This window comes from Amycolatopsis oliviviridis, from assembly GCF_014654365.1.
GTDB classification, from domain to species: Bacteria; Actinomycetota; Actinomycetes; order Mycobacteriales; family Pseudonocardiaceae; genus Amycolatopsis; species Amycolatopsis oliviviridis.
Genome location: NZ_BNAY01000019.1, coordinates 1 through 21,081 on the forward strand (window position 1 = coordinate 1; position 21,081 = coordinate 21,081).

A 21,081-nucleotide genomic window follows, 5' to 3' on the forward strand; every position below is an offset into this window, starting at 1 on the left:
CTGAGGCGACCTGTCCCTGCGGATCTCGAACAACACACAACCCCTGAACAACTCAGGTGTTGCAACCACCGCTAGAACCCAAGGGGAAGGGGGCCTTCACGCGCGAACACCCGACGCTCTATGCGTTTCGTCCTCTGGATGCGGTGCATGCTTGTGGGAGGCAGCATCCAGAGGACGAAACGCGGGAGGAGTCAGCGGCCGATGACGTCCGCCCCGTACCGCTTCAGCGTCTCTTCCCGCTGATCGTGCATGAGGTACAGCGAGAACTGGTCCACACCCAGCGAAGCCAGCTCCTCCAGCCGTTCCACATGCGCCGAAGACGGGCCCACCAGGCAGAACCGGTCGACGATCTCGTCCGGTACGAAGTCGGTCGAGGGATTCCCCGCCCGCCCGTGGTGCGAGTAGTCGTAGCCTTGCCGTTCACGGATGTAGTCGGTCAGCTCGTGCGGCACCGGCCCCGAATCACCGTACCGCGCCACGAGATCTGCGACATGGTTGCCGACCATCCCGCCGAACCAGCGCAACTGTTCCCGCTGATGCGCCAGATCGTCCCCGACGTACGCCGGCGCCGCGAGGCAGATCGTGATCCCGCCCGGATCCCGCCCCGCCGCCCGGGCCGCCTCGCGGACCGAACCGATGGTCCACCGGGCGATCGCGGGATCCGCGCACTGGAGGATGAAGCCGTCCGCGTGTTCGCCGACCGTCTTCAGCGCCTTCGGCCCGTAGCCCGCCATCCACATTTCGAGCCTGCCGTTGCGGATCCACGGGATCTGCACGGGCTTGTCCCGCAACAGGACCTCGCGTCCTTCCGCGAGTTCCTTGACCACGTGCATGCAGTCGCGCACAGTGGCCAAAGTGGACGGTGCCATGCCGACCACTCGGTGCGCCGAGTCGCCGCGGCCGATCCCGCACACCGTCCGGTTGCCGTACATGTCGTTGAGCGTGGCGAAGGTCGACGCCATCACCGACCAGTCCCGCGTCGCCGGGCTGGTCACCATCGGGCCCACGATCATCGACGACGTCGCCGCGAGGATCTGCGAGTAGATGACGAACGGTTCCTGCCACAGCACGCACGAGTCGAACGTCCAGCCGTAGCGGAAACCCTCGTCCTCGGCGGCCTTCATCAGCCGCACGAGGTCGCGCGCGGGCGGGTCGGTCTGCAGAACAATCCCGAAATCCACGGCCACCGCCTCAGTTCAGGTACTGGTTCAGGTCGCGCGAGAGGAATTTCCCGTGCGTCGTACTGCCCGAGAAGCCGGACGGTGACACCACCACGCGGCCGCGCGACAGCACCGTCTCGACCTTGCCGGTGATCTCCAGCCCTTCGTAGGCCGAGTAGTCCACGTTCATGTGGTGCGTCTCGACCGACAAGGTCTGCTTCGCCGCCGGGTCGTAGATGACGACGTCCGCGTCCGAACCCGCGGCGATGACACCCTTGCGCGGGTACAGCCCGAACATCCGCGCCGGGGTGGTCGAGCAGGTCTCGACCCAGCGGCCGAGGGTGAGCTCGCCCGCCACGACACCCTGGTGCAGCAGATCCATCCGGTGCTCGACGCCGGGGATCCCGTTGGGGATCGCGCGGAAGTCGCCGCGGCCGAGTTCCTTCTGGTCCTTGAAACAGAACGGGCAGTGATCCGTCGACACCACCGAGAGGTCGTTGGTGCGCAGCCCTCGCCACAGATCCGCTTGATGCGACTTCTCGCGCAGCGGGGGAGAGGCGACGTACTTGGAACCCTCGAAATCCGGCTTCGCCAAGTCCTCGATGGACAGATAGAGATACTGAGGACACGTCTCCGCGAAGACGTTCTGCCCGTCGTTGCGCGCCTCCGCGACCGCCGCCAGTGCCTGCGACGCCGAGAGATGCACGATGTACAGCGGCGCCCCGGTCACCTTCGCCAGCTGGATCGCGCGCGAGGTCGCCTCGCCCTCCAGCTCCGGCGGCCGGGTGAGCCCGTGCTGTACCGGGTCGATCTTCCCGGCGGCGAACGCCTGCGCGGCCAGCTGGTCGATCGCGATGCCGTTCTCCGCGTGCATCATGATCGTCGCGCCGATCTCGCGCGCCTTCTGCATGGCCAGCAGGATCTCGCCGTCCGTGGAGTAGAAGACCCCCGGATACGCCATGAACATCTTGAAGCTGCCGACGCCGCCGTCGACGCAGGCCTGCATCTCCTTCAACGACGAATCGTTGACGTCGGAGACGATCATGTGGAAGCCGTAGTCGATGGCGCAGTTGCCGTCGGCCTTCTCGTGCCATTTGTCCATGGTGGACAGCAAGGAAGTGCCCTTGGCCTGGACGGCGAAGTCGATGATCGTGGTCGTCCCGCCCCACGCCGCCGCCGTCGTCCCGGTGCCGAAGGTGTCGACGGAATGCGTCCCGCCGAACGGCATCTCCATATGGGTGTGCGCGTCGATCCCGCCGGGCAGCACGTACTTCCCGGTGGCGTCGATGGTCTCGTCGGCAGGTCCGAGCGTGCCCGGGGCGCCGACGGCCACGATGATCTCGCCGTCGACGAGAACGTCCGCCGCCGAGGCGCCCGCTGTGGACAGCACCTGCCCGCCGCTGATGAGGGTGGTCATCACGCCTCCGCGAGGGGTCCGTAGCTGTCGGGACGACGGTCTCGGTAGAAGGCCCACAGATCCCGTACCTCGGCGAGTTTCGCCATGTCGAGGTCGCGGACGACGATCTCCTCCTCGGTGTCGGACGCGGCTTCGCCGACGAGCTGGCCGCGTGGATCCGCGAAATACGACTGGCCGTAGAAGTCGTTGTCGCCCAAGGGTTCCACGCCGACGCGGTTGATCGTGCCGACGTAGTACTCGTTCGCGACTGCGGCCGCGGGCTGCTCCAGCCGCCACAGGTACTCCGAAAGGCCCCGGCTGGTCGCCGACGGGTTGAACACGATCTTGGCGCCCGCCAGGCCCAGCGCGCGCCAGCCCTCCGGGAAGTGCCGCTCGTAACAGATGTAGACGCCGATGCGGCCGACGGCGGTGTCGAACACCGGGTACCCCATGTTCCCGGGCCGGAAGTAGAACTTCTCCCAGAAGCCCTTCACCTGCGGGATGTGGTTCTTGCGGTGCTTGCCGAGGTAGGTGCCGTCGGCGTCGATCACCGCGGCGGTGTTGTAGTACACGCCGGGCTGCTCCACCTCGTACATCGGCACGACCAGCACCACGCCGTGGCGTTCGGCGACCTCCTGCATGAGCTTCGTCGTCGGCCCGTCGGGGATGCCTTCGGTGTAGGAGTAGTAGTCGGTGTCCTGCACCTGGCAGAAATAGGGGCCGTAGAACAACTCCTGCAGGCAGATGACTTGAGCCCCCTGCGACGCGGCCTTGCCGATGGCTTCGACCGCGTTCGCGATCATCGACTCCTTGTCACCTGTCCACCGCTGCTGGATCAATCCGGCTCGGACCAGGTCGCTCACTTGTGTCCTCCTCGATATCGGTAGTGCGGTTGCGTTCGGGCAGGGACAGCAGCAGGAAGACGACGAAGGCGCCCGCCAGGCCGACGACCCAGTTGTAGTCGTAGAGCGGTTTCAGGACCGGGATCAGCCCGTCGGCGGGGAACGGCCCGCCGTACGCGCCGCCGACCGCCAGTACGGCGCCGACCAGTGTCGCGACCAGCGCCCGCCAGTTCCATCCGCCGTTGAACCAATAGACACCGCGTTCGGTGTACAGATCCCGCAGCCGCAGCTTGGTGCGGTTGATCACCCAGTAGCCGGCCACGAGCACCCCGGCGACGGCGCCGAGCAGGCCGCCGTAGAAACCGAGCCACGCGAAGATGTAGATGTTCGGGTCGGAGTAGAGCCGCCACGGCTGGATGAGGATGCCGATGATCCCGGTGATCAGCCCGCCGACGGCGAAGGTGATCTTCTTCGGGAACGCGTTGGAGAAGTCGTAGGACGGGCTGACCACGTTGGCCGCGAGGTTCGCCGACACGGTCGCCAGCACCAGCGCGATCAGCGCGACCACCACCACGACCGGGGAGTCGAACCGGTCGGCCAGTTTCGCCGGGTCCCAGATCTGCTCGCCGTAGAGGACGCTGCCGCCCGAGGTGGTCAGGATGGCCACGATCGCGATGAACGTCATCGTGGTCGGCAGGCCGAGAATCTGGCCGCGGACCTGTTTGCCCTGGCTGCCGCCGAAGCGGGTGAAGTCCGGCATGTTGAGCGAAAGCGTCGACCAGAACGCGATCATCGCCATCAGCGACGGCGCGAACACCTTCCAGAAGTCCGGTCCCCAGCCGAGTTTCCCGGGTTCGGACAGGATCGGGCCGAGCCCGCCCGCCTTGACCAGCACATAGCCCAGCAGGATCAGGAAGCCGACCGACACCAGCGGCGCCGTCCAGTTCTCGAACCGGCGGACCGCCTCCATACCGCGCCAGATGATGAGCATCTGGAGCAGCCAGAACAGCCCGAAGGACAGCCAGAGCGTCCAGTGCTGGCCGAGGACGACCGCGGAGTCCTTCCAGCCGGAGCCCGCCAGCCGTCCGACGATGATGTAGATCGCCTCACCGCCGACCCAGGTCTGGATGCCGAACCAGCCGCACGCGATGAACGCCCGCAGCAACGCCGCCAGGTTCGCGCCGCGCATACCGAAGAACGCGCGGGCGAACACCGGGAACGGGATGCCGTACTTCGTCCCGGCGTGGCTGTTGAGCAGCATCGGGATCAGCACGATCAGGTTGCCGATGGTGATCGTGATCAGTGCCTGGACCCAGTTCATCCCGAGCGCGATCAGCGACGCCGCCAGCGCGTACGACGGGATGTTGTGCGCCATGCCCATCCACAGCGCGAAGTAGGTGTAGGTGGTCCAGGTCCGCTTTTCGACCGGAACCGGGGCGAGTTCTTCGTTGTAGAAGCGGCTGTCCTTCAAGGACTCGACCTCGCCGAGTTCTACCCGGCCATCAGGATGCACGTGCTGCGTACCGCGTGCCGTCGGCTCCATTGCGGAATCGTGCTCGCCCGCCCCGCGCGGGTGGGACTGGCAGACTGTTCACTGTTGATGGCGTCGGAGCGCAGACTGTCGATTGCTTTCGAAGGATCGCGGTGCATGACCTGCGTCACACACGCGGACGTAGTAATCCGGCAAACCGGCTGAAACATCTCCACAGGATCTCCACAGCTCACCCGGATGGTCTCCACGGCCGGTGCTTACAGTCATCCCCATGGAACTGGGAGGACGCCGGGTGCTGGTCGTCGAGGACGACGTGACCATCGCCGAAAGCATCGCCGCGCGGTTGCGGGCCGAGGGATTCTCGGTGGACCTGGCGCACGACGGCCCGTCCGGTGTCGAGACGGACGCCGAGCGGGACCCGGACCTGGTGGTGCTCGACGTGATGCTCCCGGGGTTCGACGGACTTGAGGTCTGCCGCCGGATCCAGGCCCGCCGCCCCGTCCCGGTGCTGATGCTGACCGCCCGTTCCGACGAGACGGACATGCTGATCGGCCTCGGCGTCGGCGCGGACGACTACCTCACCAAACCGTTCTCCATGCGGGTCCTCTCGGCCAGGGTGCACGCGCTGCTGCGCCGCGTCGAACGGTCGGCCCGCACCGACGTGAGCGAAGCGGGTACGAAGATCGTGCTCGGCGACCTCGAAATCGACGTCGACCAGCGGCGGGTCACCCGGGCGGGCACCCCGGCCCAGCTGACGCCGATCGAGTTCGACCTCCTCGTCCACTTCGCGAAGCGCCCGAGGGCGGTCCAGCCGAGGGAACGCCTGCTCAGCGAGGTCTGGGACTGGGACGTAGCGGGCACCGGTTCGGGCACCCGCGCGGTCGACAGTCACATCAAGGCGCTGCGCCGCAAACTGGGCGCGGACCTCATCCGCACCGTGCACGGCGTCGGCTATGCCCTGGAGGTGGGATCGTGAAGCTTCGCCCGCTGTTCGGCCGGATCGTCGACGCGCTTCCGAGGCCGCTCGACCCGGTCCGTTCCATCAAGCTCAAGCTCGCGATCCTGCTGGTGTCCTCGGGCGGTATCGCGTTCGCCTTCTTCAACTGGCAGATCGGCTGGCTGCCGCCGCGGACCACGATCGCGGCCATGGTGCTGGCCGTGGTCACCTCGCAGATCCTGGCGCACGGGATGACCCGGCCGCTGCGCGAGATGACCGCCGCCGCCCGCGCGATGGCCAAGGGCGACTACACGCGGCGGGTCCGGGCGACCGCCCGCGACGAGGTCGGGGAGCTGGCGCACGCGTTCAACCAGATGGCCGCCGACCTCGACGCCTCGGATCAGCGCCGCCGCGAGCTGATCGCGAACGTGTCCCACGAACTCCGCACCCCGATCACCGCGCTGAACGGGGTGCTGGAGAACCTCGTCGACGGGGTCGCCGAGCCCGATCCGGCGACGCTGAAGACCGCGCTGCAGCAGACCGAACGGCTCGGCAGGCTGGTCTCGGAACTGCTCGATCTCTCGCGGATCGACGCCGGCGCGTTCCCGTTGCAGCTGGAGGAGTTCGACCTCGAACTGCTGCTGGAGGAGGTCGCCGCCGAAGCGGGGGTGACCGCCGCCGCGACCGGCCGTGGCGTGCGGTTCGCCGTCGACGTCCAGCCGCCCGGCGCGACCGCCGTCGCCGACCGCGGCAGGCTCTACCAGGTCGTGGTCAACCTGCTCGACAACGCCGTCCGGCACGGGCCCGCCGGGGGAGAGGTCCGCGTGCGGGCCGAGGCCCGCGGGCCCAACGTCGTCATCGAGGTCGAAGACGAAGGTCCCGGGATTCCGCCGGGGGAGCGGGACAGCGTGTTCGAACGGTTCACCCGCGGCGAGCGGGCGGGCGGTGGAGGCACCGGTCTCGGCCTCGCGATCGCCCGGTGGGTGGTCGACCTCCACGACGGCAGCATCGCCGTGGTCACTCCCGAACACCGGACGGGCTGCGTCATCCGCGTCGTCATCCCCGTTCCTTAGCCCCGGCCGCGTTTCCTTCGTCGGCCGCTCACATCCCATGAAATGTGCTTTCGCAACTGGAGGATTCGATGAGCGAAGCTCAAGAGGAGAAACAGGCGCACGCGTCGCCGCCGTCCGCGACGGCCACCACGTTGCCGCCCGCGCCGCAGGTCCCGATCTTGATGAGGCCCCGGGTGCCGCCGAAGTCGGCGATCGTGCCGTTGCCCGGCTCGGTGCTGTCCGCGGCGGTCGCGGCCGGGCTGATCGCCGCCGTGGTCATGCCGGACGATCCCGGAGTCGGCTGGTTCGTGGCCGGGCTCGCCTTCGCGGTGGCCGTCTACTTCGCCGACAAACGGGCGCGCACCGACGCCGAACCGCATTTCGGCCTGGTCAACGCGTTGTGGGCGGTGGCCGCGCTCGGGCTGCTCGCGGTCGGCATGTTCCGGGCGTCCGTGTGGCTCAACGTGTTGTGCGTGCTGACCGCCTGCGTCGCCGGGTCGCTCGCGGTGGTCGGGAAACGCACCGTCAACACGATCGTCTACGACGTCTTCGCGGTCCCGATCGAAGCGCTGCTCTCGGTCCCGTGGATCGGGCGCGGGCTGGCGAAGCTCGGCAAGAAGACGGAAAGCCGTGGCAGGCCGAAGTTCCTCGTGCCGGTCCTGGTGAGCGCCTTGCTGCTGCTCGTGTTCGTCCCGCTGCTGCGGGGCGCGGACGCCGCGTTCGCGAGCGTCGTCGACGCGGTGATCCCCGAGTTGAGCCCGGACATCTTCGTGCGCTGGGGTTTCCTCTTCGTGGTGGCCGCGTTCGCCGTCACCGGGGCCTGCTACCTGCTGGCCGCGCCACCGCTGCCCGCCGACGACGACGCGCCGCGCAAGCGGCTGGCGCATCGCCTCGAATGGGCCTTGCCGCTCGGCGTGCTGGTGCTGCTGTTCACGAGTTTCGTCGTGGTCCGGCTCGTCGTGTTGTTCGGCGGCAGCGAATACGTCCTGGTCACGAGCGGCCTGACGGCGGCCGAGTACGCCAGGAGCGGGTTCTGGCAGCTGTCCGCCATCACCGTGCTGACCCTGCTGCTGGTCGCCGCCGCGCTGCGGTGGGCGCCGAAGTCCTCGGCGGCCGATCGTGCCTGGCAGCGCGGGCTGCTCGGGGCGCTGAGCGTGCTCAGCCTGGTGCTGGTCGCGTCGGCGTTGAGTCGCATGTGGACATACCAGCAGGCGTACGGGTTCACCGTGCTGCGGCTGCTGGTGGAGGTGTGCGAACTGTGGATCGGCCTGATCTTCTTGCTGGTGCTGGTATCCCTGATCCCGCTGCGGTCGTCCTGGCTGCCGCGCGCGGCCATCGGCGCCGCCGTCGTGGCGCTGCTGGGGCTGGCCGTCCTCGACCCGGAACGGTTCATCGCCGACCGCAACATCGACCGGCTCGCGCACGGCAAGACCCTCGACACCGATTACCTGTCAGGGTTTTCCGCCGACATCGTGCCGTCGGCGGACCGGCTCCCGGAACCGCTGCGGTCCTGTGTGCTCAGGCCGGTCGTGACCGGAGTCTCGGAAGATGATTGGCGCGGATGGAACCTGAGCCGGTCCCTCGCGCGTCAGACCCCCGTTGCCGCGAGAGACGGGATCGGGTGCCGGTACCTGGCCCGTCCTTGAGCCGTGACACCACGGCCTTGATCGCCCTCTTGGGGGTGAGGGCGATCAAGGCGGCGGTGTACGGCGGCCGCCGGGCCACCGAGGGGGAGGCCCGGCGGTGCTGCCGCGACCGGCTTCCTCGGCGGAAGAAGCCTGTGGTGGCAACGCTTTCCGGGCGGGTCAGAAGGTGAAGACGCCGGCCGACTCGGTGTCGGCGACGCAGCGGTTGGCGTACGAGGTGCGGTAGGTGACCGGTTCGCCGCGCCACTTGCCGACCGCGGAGACGTCCACCGGGTTGTACTCCAGGGTGCAGGACCGCGGTTCGGCGCGCAGCCTGTCGAACTTTCCGTCCACTTCGGACAGTTTGGCGCAGGCGCCACCGCGTCCCGGGTGGGATCCGCCGGTGGGCTCGCAGGTGAGAGAGACGGTACCGACCCGGCCCCGTGCGTCGTGGCTGGTCAGCTGGAACGTGGATTCGGCGGGTTGTGCCGGGGCCATACAGGCCAGCGCGAGCACACAGGCGCCGATCGGTTCGAAGAAAGCCATATCAACCCTATCGGCTGACGTGACCCGATCACTGTGTTCCACGCTCGGGTGAGATTTACTCACCCGGTCGTGTGGTCGTCCGCATCTCGGATGTCGTGCGCGAGCAAGGCGACATAAAGGGAGAGCATCGACTCCGGATCTTCCAGCCGCACCCCCAGGACCTGCTCGATCCGGGCCAGCTGCTGGTAGTAGGCGGTGCGGGAGGTGTGCGCGGCCGCCGCGGCCGCCGACTTGTTGCCCCCGTGCTCGCAGTAATGCCTCAACGCCTGAACGAGTCTGCTGCCCTGCGCGGCGTCCCTGCTCAGCAAGGGGCCGAGCTCCCGCGCGGCGAACGCGGTGATCCGCTCGTCGCCCGCCAGCAGATGCAGCAGCCCGCGCAACCGGACGTCGTCGAGCCGGTGGACCACCCGCTCGGTGTTCCCGGCGTGCTCGGCGAGCGCCGCGGCGGCGACCTGGGCGGCTTCGACGAGCGTCCGGCGCGCCTCGGCGGGCCCGCTGCCCGTCGTCCCGACCGCGACCACGGCGGGCGCGCCGGAGCGGGCCTCGTGGACGTCGGTGGCCAGGCGGCGCAGGACCGCGTCGACCCCTGCCTCCGGCGAGAGCGCGATCAGCGCGCGCACCTGCGTGTCGTCGGTGGCCACGAGCGCGGACACCTTGGCGCGCCGGGCGGCGAGCGCGGTCGCCTCGGCGAGTTCCCTCAGCAGGACCGGGGTCGACTGCGCGGTCCTGGTGGTCGCGGTGATCCGGGGCCGCACGGCGACCCCGACCAGCAGCCGTCCCGTCAGCGGGACCCCCAGCGCGGACGCCCGCGCGGTCAGTTCGCCGGGCGGCACCGGGTTCGCCAGCAGTTCGGTCAGGATCGCGCGGTGCGCCTGGCGTTCGAGGCTGTCGGTGTCCTTGGCGACCAGCCGGTGCACCGCGAGCGCGGACGCGGCGCGTTCGGCGACCACGACGTGCCGGTGCGGCGGCGGATCACCGCAGACGACGACCAGCCGTCCCCAGTCGTGCCCGCGCGCGCCGACCACGGTGATCAGCCAGCCCGCGCCCGCGTGGAAGCCGGTCCGCTCGCCGACCTGCACCGGCCGCGACCGCGACGGCCAGCCGGGCAGCAGTTCGCCGGGATCGGTCCCGGCCGTGTCGTAGGCGAGGACCTCGTGCGAGAGAGTCTCCAGCACGACGGGATGTTCGGTGAGCCTCGCGACCTCGCGCAGGATGTCGCCCGGTTCGGCGCCGGCGATCGTCAGCGCGGTGAAGGTCTCGTGGACCCGTTCCGCCGCGCGGAGTTCGGCGACCTGGGCGTCGACGATCAGCCCGTTCACCGCCTCGGTGACCGACACGAAGCGCGTTTCCCGCGAAAGGGTGATCAGCGGGACGCCGTGCCGGTCCGCAGCCTCGACCAGCGCGGGCGGCAGCTTGTCACTCCAATGACGGACCAGCTCGACGACCACCCCGGCCACCCCGACGCCCGCCAGGTCGGCGACGTACCGGGCGAGCGCGGGACCGTCGTCGGGCAGCGCGACCCCGGTGGTGAGCACGAGTTCCCCGCCGCGCAGCAGCGGGGCGATGTCCGCGACCTCGGCGACGTGCGCCCAGCGGACCGGCGCGTCCAGCCCCGCCGCCCCCGCCACCACATGCGGCCTGCCCTGGCGCAGCACCGGCAGCGCGAGCACCTCGGCGACGGTCGGGTACATCGGCCTCCCACCTGGTCGGAACGCAGAGAGACAGACTGTACGGCCGGGACCGGGAGTCCGTACACGTTGCCGATGGCGTCGGTGTGGCGCGCGCACCCAGACTCGACCGGGAGCAGGCACCCGGACCAGGAAGGCGGACCTCGTGACCGACCGGATCAACCACTGGATAGACGGCAAACCGTGCGAAGGCGTGAGCGAACGATCCGGTGACGTGTTCGACCCGGCCACCGGGCAGGTGCGGGCGAAGGTCGCCTTCGCGGCGCAGGACGACGTCGACACCGCCGTCGCGGCCGCGTCCCGGGCGCTCCCGGGCTGGCGCGGGACGTCGCTGGCCGGGCGGACACGGGTGCTGTTCGCCTTCCGCGAGCTGCTTTCGGCACGGCGTCACGAGCTGGCGAAGATCGTCACCGGCGAACACGGCAAGGTCGAATCCGACGCGGCGGGCGAGATCGCGCGCGCCATCGAAAACGTCGAGTACGCCTGCGGTGCGGCGCAGCTGCTCAAGGGCGGGTTCAGCGAGAACGCCTCGACCGGCGTCGACGTCTACTCGATTTCGCAGCCGCTGGGCGTCGTCGGCGTGATCTCGCCGTTCAACTTCCCGGCGATGGTCCCGCTGTGGTTCGTGCCGAACGCGCTCGCCTGCGGCAACACCGTCGTGCTCAAACCGAGCGAGAAGGACCCGTCCGCGGCCGTGTTCATCGCGGAACTGTTCGCCGAAGCGGGCCTGCCCGACGGCGTGCTCAACGTCCTGCACGGGGACAAGGTCGCCGTCGACGGGCTGCTGGAACACCGCGACGTCAAGGCGATCTCGTTCGTCGGCTCGACGCCGATCGCGAAATACGTCTACGAAACCGGGACCAGTCACGGGAAACGCGTGCAGGCGCTCGGCGGCGCGAAGAACCACATGGTCGTCCTGCCGGACGCCGACCTCGACCTCGCCGCCGACGCGGCCGTCTCCGCGGGCTTCGGCTCGGCGGGAGAGCGGTGCATGGCGGTGTCGGTCGTCGTCGCGGTCGACCCGGTCGGCGACGAACTGGTCGCGAAGATCGCCGAGCGGATCACGCGGCTGCGCGTCGGCGACGGCAGGCGGCCCACCTCGGAGATGGGGCCGCTGGTCACCGCCGCCCACCACGAACGCGTCGAGTCCTATGTGGAAGCGGGCGTCGAAGCAGGCGCCCGGCTCGTCGTCGACGGCCGCGGCATCGAGGTCGACGGCGAGGACGGCGGATTCTGGCTCGGCCCGACGCTGTTCGACCACGTCACGCCGGGGATGTCGGTCTACACCGACGAGATCTTCGGCCCGGTGCTGGCGGTCGCGCGGGCCGACGGCTACGACGCGGCACTGGAGCTGATCAACGCCAACGCCTACGGCAACGGCACCGCGATCTTCACCAACGACGGGCGGGCCGCGCGGCGGTTCCAGAACGAGGTCGAGGTCGGGATGGTCGGCGTGAACGTGCCGATCCCGGTGCCGGTCGGCTACTACTCGTTCGGCGGGTGGAAGGACTCGCTGTTCGGGGACAGCCACGCCTACGGGCCGGAGGGCTTCCACTTCTTCACGCGGACGAAGGTCGTCACGTCGCGGTGGCCGGACCCCTCGCAGGGCGGGGTGAACCTCGGTTTCCCGCGCAACAGCTGAGCCGTCGGGTGTCGTGAGTGGTAAGGCTGGTTCTGACGGACTCGGCGATCGCCACTTTCGCCCCATATGCACCAGCAGCCACAGCAGCCACAGCAGTCACAGCGGCCGCGCGTGAAGGCCCCCTTCCCTCGGCTGAGCCGAGGAAACTCGGCCTTCACACCTTGCCGAGTACATGAAGGCCCCCTTCCTTGCGATAGGCGCAAGGAAGGGGGCCTTCATGTACAGCAGACGGGTAAGCGCCGGTACCGCGTCCTAGCCACTCACGAGGCCCAAAGACGTCCTTCGGCTCCCCGGGCACTATGCCTTCCGTAAACTCGTTGTGAGGACGAGCCGGAGGAGGTGCAGGTGGCCAACGCGGAAGAGCGCCGCTTCGAAGTGCTGCGTGCGATCGTCGCCGACTACGTGTCGAACCAGGAGCCGGTCGGGTCCAAGGCGATCGTCGACCGGCACAACCTCGGTGTGTCCAGCGCCACCGTGCGCAACGACATGGCGGCGCTGGAAGAAGAGGGCTACATCACACAGCCCCACACCAGCGCGGGCCGCATCCCCACCGACAAGGGATACCGGCTGTTCGTCGACCGGATCGCCGAGGTCAAACCCCTCAGCTCGGCCGAACGCCGGGCCATCACGGCCTTCCTCGACAGCGGGACCGACGTCGACGACGTCCTGCGCCGGTCCGTCCGGCTGCTCGCCCAGCTGACCAGGCAGGTCGCGGTCATCCAGTACCCGATGATGACCAACTCCGCCGTCCGGCACCTGGAAGTGGTGCCGCTCACCCCAGCCCGGCTGATGCTGGTGCTGATCACCGACTCCGGCCGCGTCGACCAGCGCACCGTCGACCTCGGGGACGTCATCACCGAGGAGAACGTCGGCAGGCTGCGCACGGTGCTCAACGGGGCCCTGGCCGGACGGCGGCTCTCCGAGGCCGCGGCGGCGGTCGCCGAACTGCCCGAAAAGTCGCCGGGCGAGCTGCGCGACAACCTCACCCGCGTTTGCACCGTGCTGGTGGAATCGCTGGTCGAGCACCCCGAGGAGCGGCTCGTGCTCGGCGGCACGGCGAACCTCACCCGCAACGTCTCGGACTTCCCCGGATCGCTGCGGCAGGTGCTGGAGGCGCTCGAGGAGCAGGTCATCGTGCTCAAGCTTCTCGCGGCCGCCCGCAACCCCGGTGCGATCACGGTGCGCATCGGTGAGGAAAATGAGGACGAGCAGATGCGCAGCACCTCGGTGGTGTCCATCGGCTACGGCATGGACGACCTGCTGCTGGGCGGGATGGGCGTCGTCGGGCCCACCAGGATGGACTACCCGAACACCATCGCCGCGGTGCGTGCGGTGGCGAACTACGTGGGGCAGATCCTCTCCGGCCGCTGAGCGCGGCGTTGAGGTCCGAAGCAGAAGGAGAAGGCGGAGACGGTGGCGAGGGACTATTACGGCATTCTCGGGGTTGCGAAGAACGCGACGGATCAGGAGATCAAGCGCGCGTACCGCAAGCTGGCCCGTGAACTGCACCCCGACGTCAACCCGTCGGAGGACGCCCAGCACCGCTTCGGCGAGGTGACCACCGCGTACGAGGTGCTGTCAGATCCGCAGAAGCGCAAGGTCGTCGACCTCGGCGGCGACCCGATGGACGGCGGCGCGCGCGGCGGAGGCGGAGACCCGTTCGCGGGCTTCGGCGGCCTCGGCGACATCATGGACGCCTTCTTCGGCGCCGCCGGAGGTGGTGGCGGCGGCCGCGGCCGTGGCCCCCGCAGCCGCGTGCAGCCCGGCTCCGACGCGCTCATCCGCCTCGGCCTGACCCTGGAGGACTGCGCCACCGGCGTCGACCGCGAGATCACCGTCGACACCGCCATCGTCTGCGACCTGTGCCGCGGCGCCGGCGCGGCCGAAGGCACCGGCACCAAGACCTGCGACACCTGCGGCGGCGCCGGCGAGGTCCAGTCCGTGCAGCGATCCTTCCTCGGCCAGGTCGTCACCGCCCGCCCCTGCCCGGTCTGCCGCGGCTTCGGCGAGGTCATCCCCGACCCCTGCCGCCAGTGCGGCGGCGACGGCCGCGTCCGCGCCCGCCGCAACGTCACCGCCAAGATCCCGCCGGGCGTCGGCGACGGCATGCGCATCCGGCTCTCCGGCCAGGGCGAGGTCGGCCCCGGCGGCGGCCCGGCAGGCGACCTGTACGTCGAGATCGACGAGGCACCGCACGAGGTGTTCGTCCGGCAGGGCAACGACCTGCACTGCAACTTCCGCATCCCGATGACCACCGCCGCCCTCGGCGCCACGGTGCCCATCGAGACCCTCATCGACGGCGACTACGAACTCGACATCGAACCGGGCACCCAGCCCGCCACCGAACTCGTCCTCACCGCCAAGGGCATGCCGCGACTGCGGTCCTCCGGCCGCGTCGACGGCCGCGGCGACCTGCACGTCCACATCGACGTCGTCGTCCCGACCAAACTCGACGACGCCCAGCGCGACCTCCTCGTCGAACTGGCCCAGCAGCGCGGCGAAGACGTGCCTTCGCTGTCCTCGAACGGCTCGAAGCCCGGCGGGCTGTTCTCCAAGCTGCGCACCAAGAACCACCGGTAACCCGTGCCCGAGACGACACTGCCGGTCTTCCTCACCGACACCCTGCCCGGCTCCGGGCGCATCACACTCGACGGCGAGGAAGCCCGGCACGCCGCCACCGTCCGGCGGCTCCGCGCCGGCGAACGTCTCGTGCTTTCCGACGGCGAAGGCGGCATGGCGCGCTGCGTCGTCGAAGCCGTCCAGACAGGCCGCGACGCGGCACTCACCCTCGCCATCGAAGAACACTGGACCGAGGAACCCCCCGCCCAGCGCGTCATCGTCGCCCAGGCACTCGCCAAAGGCGACCGCGGCGAACTCGCCGTCGAACTCGCCACCGAAGCCGGCGCCGACGCCATCGTCCCCTGGCGCGCCGCCCGCAGCGTCGCCCGCTGGGAAGAAGGAACCCGCGGCGACAAAGCCCTCAACCGCTGGCGCGGCACCGCCCGCGCCGCCGCCAAACAAGCCCGCCGCGCCCACATCCCCGAAGTCGCCGAGCCCGTCACCACCCGCGAACTCGCCGAACTCGCCCAGACCGTTTCCCGCGCCCTCGTCCTCGAATCCGGCATCGCCACCCGCCTCACCGAGATCCAACTCCCGGCACAAGGCGACATCCTCCTCGTCGTCGGCCCCGAAGGCGGCATCACCGACGAAGAACTCACCACCCTCACCGACGCCGGCGCGACCGCCATCCGGTTGGGCCCCACCGTTTTGCGCACCTCCACCGCCGCCGCCGTCGCGCTGGGCGCACTCGGAGTTCTCACCGAACGCTGGAAGTGAAAAAACACCCCACTAATTTGCGGCCGGTTATGGCGCGATCACGCAAACAGCCGTTACTCTCGTTAACTGACGCGCAACACACGGTTTCGGCGCGCCACTGGGGATGAAGCCCAGTCGCGCGCATGAATCCCCGCCGGGCACCTCCCCCCTCGGTCCGGCGGAGCCGCGGCGGCGGTGGAGCGACCCCCAGGCTCCACCGCGCCGCGGCGTCTTCATTTCTGGGGCTCCGCCCCGAAATTCGACCGCCGCGGCGCGGTTCCGCGTATTACCCGGGGGGCCGAGCCCCCCGGACCCCCCACGGTGCCTCACGCGGCGGTTGGTCTTCGGTATCGGCGTAGGGCCTGGCGGCCCTCGCCTGGTGAGTGGGAAGCGCGGAGTGCGTGGAGCTTGCGTTCGGCGTAGGGCCTGGCGGCCCTCGCCTGGTGAGGGGAAAGCGCGACTCGCGTGCTCGAAGGCGTGACTCGCGTGACTGGATGCCGATCACGTGAGATCCGGCTCCAAGCACGTGAGATCCGGGTTTGAGCACGCGAGTGCGGCGTGGCGGGGCTAGGCTGGGTGGGGGATAGGGTGGGGGGATGAGTGACGCGGAGACGTTGTTCGAGCGGATCATCGCGGGCGAGATCCCGTCCGACAAGGTGTACGAGGACGCGACGACGTATGCGTTTCGGGACATAGCGCCGCAGGCGCGGGTGCATGTGCTCGTGGTGCCGAAGAAGCGGTACCGGAACGTGGGCGAGCTGGCGGCGGCGGACCCGCAGTTGCTGGCGGACGTCGCGCTCGCGGCGCGCAAGGTGGCGGAGATCGAGGGCATCGCGGAGTCGGGTTACCGGGTCGTGTTCAACACCGACGGTGACGCCGGGCAGACCGTCTTCCACGTGCACGCGCACGTGCTCGGCGGCGAGCAGCTGGGGCATTTCGGCCGCTGAAACGCGCCACCGGGAGAAACCGGACTGCGTGCCGACACCCGCAACCAGTAACATCGACCTTGTCAGAGTTGTTGAAATCGCAGCGTAAGCGCAGGAAGTAGGCCCGAGGCCACGTGGCCGGAACCGTACCGGGTGAAGCCGCCCGACCCGACGTTCCCGCGGACGTCACCCCGACGAAGGACGGCGAGGCCGCCGTCACCGAAGCGGCCCAGTCCCGATTCCCCATCCCCGACGCCGCCGCGCTCAGCCTGCTCGGCTCGAGGGACGAAAACCTCCGAGTCGCCGAGGAACTCCTCGCCGCCGACGTCCACGTCCGGGGCAACGAGGTCACCTTGACCGGCGCCCCCGCCGACGTCGCCTTCGCCGAACGCGTCTTCGCCGAACTCGTGACGCTCGCCGGCCGCGGCCAGCAGGTCGACCCGGCCACCGTCCGCCGCACCGTCGGCATGCTCTCCACCGGTGACCACGAGTCACCGGCCGAAGTGCTGAGCATGAACATCATCTCCCGGCGCGGCAAGACGATCCGGCCCAAGACGCTCAACCAGAAGCGCTACGTCGACGCCATCGACAAGCACACCATCGTCTTCGGCATCGGCCCCGCCGGTACCGGCAAGACGTACCTCGCCATGGCCAAGGCCGTCCAGGCGCTGCAGGCCAAGCAGGTCACCCGCATCGTGCTGACCCGCCCCGCCGTCGAAGCGGGCGAGCGCCTCGGCTACCTGCCGGGCACGCTCAACGAGAAGATCGACCCGTACCTGCGCCCGCTCTACGACGCGCTGCACGACATGGTCGAGCCCGAGTCGATCCCGCGGCTGATGCAGGCGGGCACCATCGAGATCGCGCCGCTCGCGTACATGCGCGGCCGCACCCTCAACGACGCCTTCATCATCCTCGACGAGGCGCAGAACACCACGCCGGAACAGATGAAGATGTTCCTCACCCGGCTCGGGTTCGGCGCCAAGATCGTCGTCACCGGCGACGTCACCCAGGTCGACCTCCCCAACGGCCAGAAGAGCGGCCTGCGGGTGGTCCGGGACATCCTCGAAGGCGTCGAGGACCTGCACTTCGCCCAGCTCACCAGCCAGGACGTCGTGCGGCACAAGCTCGTCGGCGACATCGTCGACGCGTACGAGAAGTGGCAGGCGCTGCAGGACAGCCAGGACCAGGGCGGTCGTGGCCAAAGCAGCGGGTGGAAAGGGCAGCGCCGTTCATGAGCATCGAGATCGCCAATGAATCGGGCGTGAACGTCGACGAGACCTCGATCGTGTCGGCCGCGCGGTTCGCGCTCGACAAGATGGAGGTCAGCCCGCTCGCCGAGCTGTCCATCCTGCTCGTCACCCTCGAGGTGATGGAGGACCTGCACGAACGGTGGATGGACCTGCCCGGTCCCACCGACGTGATGGCCTTCCCGATGGACGAGCTCGACTCGTCCCGCCGCCCCGACGCGCCCGACGCCTCACCCGCGCTGCTCGGCGACATCGTGCTGTGCCCGGCGTTCGCGAAGGACCAGGCCAAGACGGCAGGCCACGCCCTGATGGACGAGCTGCACCTGCTCACCACCCACGGCGTGCTGCACCTGCTCGGCTACGACCACGCCGAACCCGCCGAGGAACGCGAGATGTTCGGCCTGCAGAAGCGGATCCTCGGCGAGTTCCAGGCGGCCGTCGCCGCGCACAACAAGCGCGACGCGCAGCGTTCCGCGGACGACAGGCTCCTCGGCACCGCCGGCCTCGACGCCGTGCCCGCCGAAGAACCTCCCGCCTAGGCCCGCGGACATGGGTAGTCCCACGGCCCTGCTGGTCATCGCCATCGCGCTGATCCTGCTCGCCGGGGTGTTCGCGGCCGCCGACGCGGCGGTCAGCACGGTCTCCAAGGCCCGCGCCGACGGTCTCGTCCGGCTCGGCAGGCCCGGCGCGCGTCAGCTGTCCCTCGTCATCGCCGAACGCCGCCGCCACATCAACCTGATCCTGCTGCTGCGGATGACCTGCGAGCTGACCGCCACCGTGCTGGTCACCGTCGACATCCTCGGCTGGATCCGGCCGTTGTGGCTCGCCATCGTCGTCGCCGCGGGCGTGATGGTCGTGGTGAGTTACGTGATCATCGGGGTCGGCCCGCGCACCCTCGGCCGCCAGCACCCGTACCGGATCGGTCTCGTCGTCGCGGGCCCCGTCCGCGTCCTCGGATCCATCCTCGGCCCGCTCAGCAGGCTGCTGATCGTCCTCGGTAACGCCATCACCCCCGGCCGGGGTTTCCGCGAAGGCCCGTTCACCTCCGAAGTCGAGCTGCGCGAACTGGTCGACCTCGCCCAGGAACGCGGCGTCGTCGAGGAATCCGAACGCGAGATGATCCACTCGGTGTTCGAACTCGGCGACACCGTCGCGCGCGAGGTCATGGTGCCGCGGACCGAGATCGTCTGGATCGAGCACGACAAGACCGTCCGCCAGGCGCTCGCGCTGGCCCTGCGCACCGGGTTCACCCGGCTGCCGGTGATCGGCGACTCCGTCGACGACGTCGTGGGCGTGGTCAACATCAAGGACCTCATGCCCGCGTACATGGCCGAGGGCGGGTCGCAGCGCCTGGTCGAGGAGCTGATGAACCCGGCGAGCTTCGTACCGGACTCGAAGCGGCTCGACGACCTGCTCAAGGAGATGCAGGTCTCGCACAACCACATGGCGATCGCCGTCGACGAGTACGGCGGCACCGCGGGCCTGCTCACCATCGAGGACATCCTCGAAGAGATCGTCGGCGAGATCACCGACGAATCCGACACCGACGAACGCCCCGAGGTCGAAGAACTCGAAAGCGGCGCGGTCCGGGTCTCGTCCCGGCTCTCGATCGACGACCTGGGCGAACTGTTCGGGATCGACCTCGAAGACCACGACGTGGAGACCGTGGGCGGGCTGCTCGCGGAGCGACTGGGTAGGGTCCCGCTGCCGGGGGCCGAAGCCGAGGTCGCCGGACTTCGGCTGTTCGCCGAAGGCGGTAAGGACCGGCGAGGGCGGATGCGGATCACCACGGTGGTCGTCCACCCCGCCGACGCGGACGCGGTGACCGACGCAGCCCAGGGCAGGCGCCGCACCCGGGTCCCGCAGCCCGATGAAAGTGACAGGAGTGTCGAACATGCCTGAGCTGGACGCCGAGGACCAGAAGCTGGTGACCCTGGCCAGGTCCGCGCGAGCCCGCACCCAGGCCGAGGAAGGCGCGGCGCTCCGCGACACCGACGGCCGCACCTACGCGGCGAGCACGGTCGACCAGCCGTCGTTCAAGCTCACCGCGCTGCAGGCCGCCGTCGCCGCAGCCGTTTCGAGCGGAGCCGAAGGAATCGAAGCCGCCGTCGTGGTCACCGGCGTGGGCCTGCTCAAGGAGGCGTCCGTGCACGCGGTGCGCGACATCGCCGCGGAGGCCCCCATCTATCTCGCCGACCCCAGTGGCAAGGTGCTGAACTGATGGCCGAGCCGCATCGTTCCGGTTTCGCCTGTTTCGTCGGGCGGCCCAACGCGGGCAAATCGACGCTGACCAACGCGCTCGTCGGCAGCAAGGTGGCGATCACCTCCAGCAAACCGCAGACCACCCGGCACGCCATCCGCGGCATCGTCCACCGCGACGACGCCCAGCTCGTGCTCATCGACACGCCGGGCCTGCACCGGCCGAGGACACTGCTCGGCGAGCGGCTCAACGACATCGTCCACTCGACATGGTCTGAAGTGGACGTTGTCGGGCTTTGCGTGCCCGCCAACGAAAAAGTCGGCCCCGGCGACCGGTTCATCGCCGCCGAACTCAAGAAGATCGCCAAGCGGACCCCGGTGATCGGCGTCGTCACCAAGACCGATCTCGTGAAACCCGAGCAGGTCGCCGAGCAGTTGCTCGCGCTGCAGGAGGTCATGGAGTTCGCCGAACTCATCCCGGTGTCCGCTGTGGACGGTTTCCAGGTCGGCGCGCTCTCGGACCTCCTGGTGCGTCACCTTCCCGAAGGTCCGCAGCTGTATCCGGGCGGCGAACTCACCGACGAGCCCGAGCAGACCCTGGTCGCCGAGCTGATCCGCGAGGCCGCGCTGGAAGGTGTCCGGGACGAACTCCCGCATTCGATCGCCGTCACCGTCGAGGAGATGCTGCCACACGAAGGCCGGGACGACATGATCGACGTGCACGCGTTCCTCTATGTGGAACGGCCGAGCCAGAAGGGCATCATCCTCGGGCACAAGGGTGAGCGCCTGAAAGACGTCGGCGCCCGCGCCCGGCAGCAGATCGAAGGCCTTCTCGGCTCGAAGGTGTACCTCGACCTTCACATCAAGGTCGCCAAAGAGTGGCAGCGCGACCCCCGTCAGTTGCGACGGCTGGGCTTCTGACTGAACGGAATGTCTCGATTCGGTCGCGGAGACCGGTTGATGATGTGGAACCGGACGGGTGACCTTAGAGTCTCACTCCTCGACTCCGGTGAT

Annotated in this window: 19 protein-coding genes; 13 read left to right on the forward strand and 6 right to left on the reverse strand. The window is 69.2% G+C overall.

Annotation, left to right across the window (positions count from 1 at the left end; translation table 11 throughout):
* Positions 1-191: 191 nt before the first annotated feature.
* Genes IE302_RS41905 through IE302_RS41920 form a run of 4 tightly spaced genes read right to left on the reverse strand, consistent with a single transcriptional unit; the run spans position 192 to position 4,941 of the window.
* Positions 192-1,181: a TIGR03842 family LLM class F420-dependent oxidoreductase gene (locus IE302_RS41905; protein ID WP_191260036.1), complete on the reverse strand. Its 990-nt coding sequence runs from the start codon at positions 1,179-1,181 to the stop codon at positions 192-194.
* A gap of 10 nt (positions 1,182-1,191) precedes the next feature.
* Positions 1,192-2,577 (reverse strand): dihydropyrimidinase, encoded by a 1,386-nt coding sequence (gene hydA / locus IE302_RS41910; protein WP_191260037.1) that lies wholly within the window; start codon positions 2,575-2,577, stop codon positions 1,192-1,194.
* Positions 2,577-3,419: a nitrilase-related carbon-nitrogen hydrolase gene (locus IE302_RS41915; protein WP_191260038.1), complete on the reverse strand. Its 843-nt coding sequence runs from the start codon at positions 3,417-3,419 to the stop codon at positions 2,577-2,579. Before IE302_RS41915 ends, hydA begins: the two co-directional genes overlap by 1 nt.
* Positions 3,370-4,941 (reverse strand): NCS1 family nucleobase:cation symporter-1, encoded by a 1,572-nt coding sequence (locus IE302_RS41920; protein WP_191260039.1) that lies wholly within the window; start codon positions 4,939-4,941, stop codon positions 3,370-3,372. The genes IE302_RS41915 and IE302_RS41920 overlap by 50 nt, the downstream gene beginning before the upstream one ends.
* 241 nt (positions 4,942-5,182) lie before the next feature.
* On the opposite strand from IE302_RS41920, the gene IE302_RS41925 reads away from it, so the two are divergent.
* From IE302_RS41925 to IE302_RS41935, 3 genes are all read left to right on the forward strand, one after another.
* On the forward strand, positions 5,183-5,866 hold the full coding sequence (locus IE302_RS41925; protein WP_191260074.1) for a response regulator transcription factor: 684 nt from the start codon (positions 5,183-5,185) through the stop codon (positions 5,864-5,866).
* Positions 5,863-6,900, forward strand: coding sequence for a HAMP domain-containing sensor histidine kinase (locus tag IE302_RS41930; RefSeq protein ID WP_191260040.1), 1,038 nt, complete (start codon positions 5,863-5,865; stop codon positions 6,898-6,900). The genes IE302_RS41925 and IE302_RS41930 overlap by 4 nt, the downstream gene beginning before the upstream one ends.
* A gap of 68 nt (positions 6,901-6,968) precedes the next feature.
* Complete coding sequence (locus IE302_RS41935; RefSeq protein WP_191260041.1) at positions 6,969-8,525, forward strand: DUF4153 domain-containing protein; 1,557 nt, start codon at positions 6,969-6,971, stop codon at positions 8,523-8,525.
* Between the two features lie 159 nt (positions 8,526-8,684).
* On the opposite strand, the gene IE302_RS41940 is transcribed toward IE302_RS41935, so the two are convergent.
* Both IE302_RS41940 and IE302_RS41945 read right to left on the reverse strand, forming a co-directional pair.
* A complete protein-coding gene (locus IE302_RS41940) occupies positions 8,685-9,050 on the reverse strand; it encodes an SSI family serine proteinase inhibitor (RefSeq protein WP_093935367.1) in 366 nt (121 codons plus the stop codon).
* 59 nt (positions 9,051-9,109) lie between these two features.
* Positions 9,110-10,741: a PucR family transcriptional regulator gene (locus tag IE302_RS41945; protein ID WP_191260042.1), complete on the reverse strand. Its 1,632-nt coding sequence runs from the start codon at positions 10,739-10,741 to the stop codon at positions 9,110-9,112.
* A gap of 142 nt (positions 10,742-10,883) precedes the next feature.
* Between IE302_RS41945 and IE302_RS41950 the strand changes: the two genes are divergently transcribed.
* The 10 genes from IE302_RS41950 (at position 10,884) to era (ending at position 20,988) form a co-directional block, all read left to right on the forward strand.
* Positions 10,884-12,380, forward strand: coding sequence for a CoA-acylating methylmalonate-semialdehyde dehydrogenase (locus tag IE302_RS41950; RefSeq protein WP_191260043.1), 1,497 nt, complete (start codon positions 10,884-10,886; stop codon positions 12,378-12,380).
* A gap of 345 nt (positions 12,381-12,725) precedes the next feature.
* Positions 12,726-13,751: a heat-inducible transcriptional repressor HrcA gene (gene hrcA, locus IE302_RS41955; RefSeq protein WP_026466623.1), complete on the forward strand. Its 1,026-nt coding sequence runs from the start codon at positions 12,726-12,728 to the stop codon at positions 13,749-13,751.
* A gap of 42 nt (positions 13,752-13,793) precedes the next feature.
* Positions 13,794-14,960: a molecular chaperone DnaJ gene (dnaJ, locus tag IE302_RS41960; RefSeq protein WP_191260044.1), complete on the forward strand. Its 1,167-nt coding sequence runs from the start codon at positions 13,794-13,796 to the stop codon at positions 14,958-14,960.
* Positions 14,961-14,963: 3 nt separating this feature from the next.
* Positions 14,964-15,716 (forward strand): 16S rRNA (uracil(1498)-N(3))-methyltransferase, encoded by a 753-nt coding sequence (locus IE302_RS41965; RefSeq protein WP_191260045.1) that lies wholly within the window; start codon positions 14,964-14,966, stop codon positions 15,714-15,716.
* A gap of 575 nt (positions 15,717-16,291) precedes the next feature.
* On the forward strand, positions 16,292-16,642 hold the full coding sequence (locus IE302_RS41970) for a histidine triad nucleotide-binding protein (RefSeq protein WP_191260046.1): 351 nt from the start codon (positions 16,292-16,294) through the stop codon (positions 16,640-16,642).
* A gap of 113 nt (positions 16,643-16,755) precedes the next feature.
* Entirely contained in the window at positions 16,756-17,856 is a 1,101-nt protein-coding gene (locus IE302_RS41975; RefSeq protein ID WP_191260047.1) for a PhoH family protein, read from the forward strand.
* Positions 17,853-18,407, forward strand: a complete 555-nt coding sequence (ybeY, locus tag IE302_RS41980) for an rRNA maturation RNase YbeY (protein WP_191260048.1) — start codon at positions 17,853-17,855, stop codon at positions 18,405-18,407. The genes IE302_RS41975 and ybeY overlap by 4 nt, the downstream gene beginning before the upstream one ends.
* Before the next feature lie 10 nt (positions 18,408-18,417).
* A complete protein-coding gene (locus IE302_RS41985) occupies positions 18,418-19,770 on the forward strand; it encodes a hemolysin family protein (protein ID WP_191260049.1) in 1,353 nt (450 codons plus the stop codon).
* Entirely contained in the window at positions 19,763-20,089 is a 327-nt protein-coding gene (locus tag IE302_RS41990; protein WP_191260050.1) for a cytidine deaminase-like protein, read from the forward strand. The genes IE302_RS41985 and IE302_RS41990 overlap by 8 nt, the downstream gene beginning before the upstream one ends.
* A complete protein-coding gene (gene era, locus IE302_RS41995; protein ID WP_191260051.1) occupies positions 20,089-20,988 on the forward strand; it encodes a GTPase Era in 900 nt (299 codons plus the stop codon). The genes IE302_RS41990 and era overlap by 1 nt, the downstream gene beginning before the upstream one ends.
* Positions 20,989-21,081: the final 93 nt, after the last annotated feature.

What these genes read in the sequence shown, in the direction of transcription:
- IE302_RS41945 (WP_191260042.1), bottom strand. Translation starts at nt 10,741, where the DNA reads ATGTACCCGACCGTCGCCGAGGTGCTCGCGCTGCCGGTGCTGCGCCAG.
- hydA (WP_191260037.1), bottom strand. Translation starts at nt 2,577, where the DNA reads ATGACCACCCTCATCAGCGGCGGGCAGGTGCTGTCCACAGCGGGCGCC.
- IE302_RS41920 (WP_191260039.1), bottom strand. Translation starts at nt 4,941, where the DNA reads ATGGAGCCGACGGCACGCGGTACGCAGCACGTGCATCCTGATGGCCGG.
- IE302_RS41935 (WP_191260041.1), top strand. Translation starts at nt 6,969, where the DNA reads ATGAGCGAAGCTCAAGAGGAGAAACAGGCGCACGCGTCGCCGCCGTCC.
- IE302_RS41990 (WP_191260050.1), top strand. Translation starts at nt 19,763, where the DNA reads ATGCCTGAGCTGGACGCCGAGGACCAGAAGCTGGTGACCCTGGCCAGG.
- IE302_RS41970 (WP_191260046.1), top strand. Translation starts at nt 16,292, where the DNA reads ATGAGTGACGCGGAGACGTTGTTCGAGCGGATCATCGCGGGCGAGATC.
- IE302_RS41985 (WP_191260049.1), top strand. Translation starts at nt 18,418, where the DNA reads ATGGGTAGTCCCACGGCCCTGCTGGTCATCGCCATCGCGCTGATCCTG.
- era (WP_191260051.1), top strand. Translation starts at nt 20,089, where the DNA reads ATGGCCGAGCCGCATCGTTCCGGTTTCGCCTGTTTCGTCGGGCGGCCC.
- ybeY (WP_191260048.1), top strand. Translation starts at nt 17,853, where the DNA reads ATGAGCATCGAGATCGCCAATGAATCGGGCGTGAACGTCGACGAGACC.
- IE302_RS41940 (WP_093935367.1), bottom strand. Translation starts at nt 9,050, where the DNA reads ATGGCTTTCTTCGAACCGATCGGCGCCTGTGTGCTCGCGCTGGCCTGT.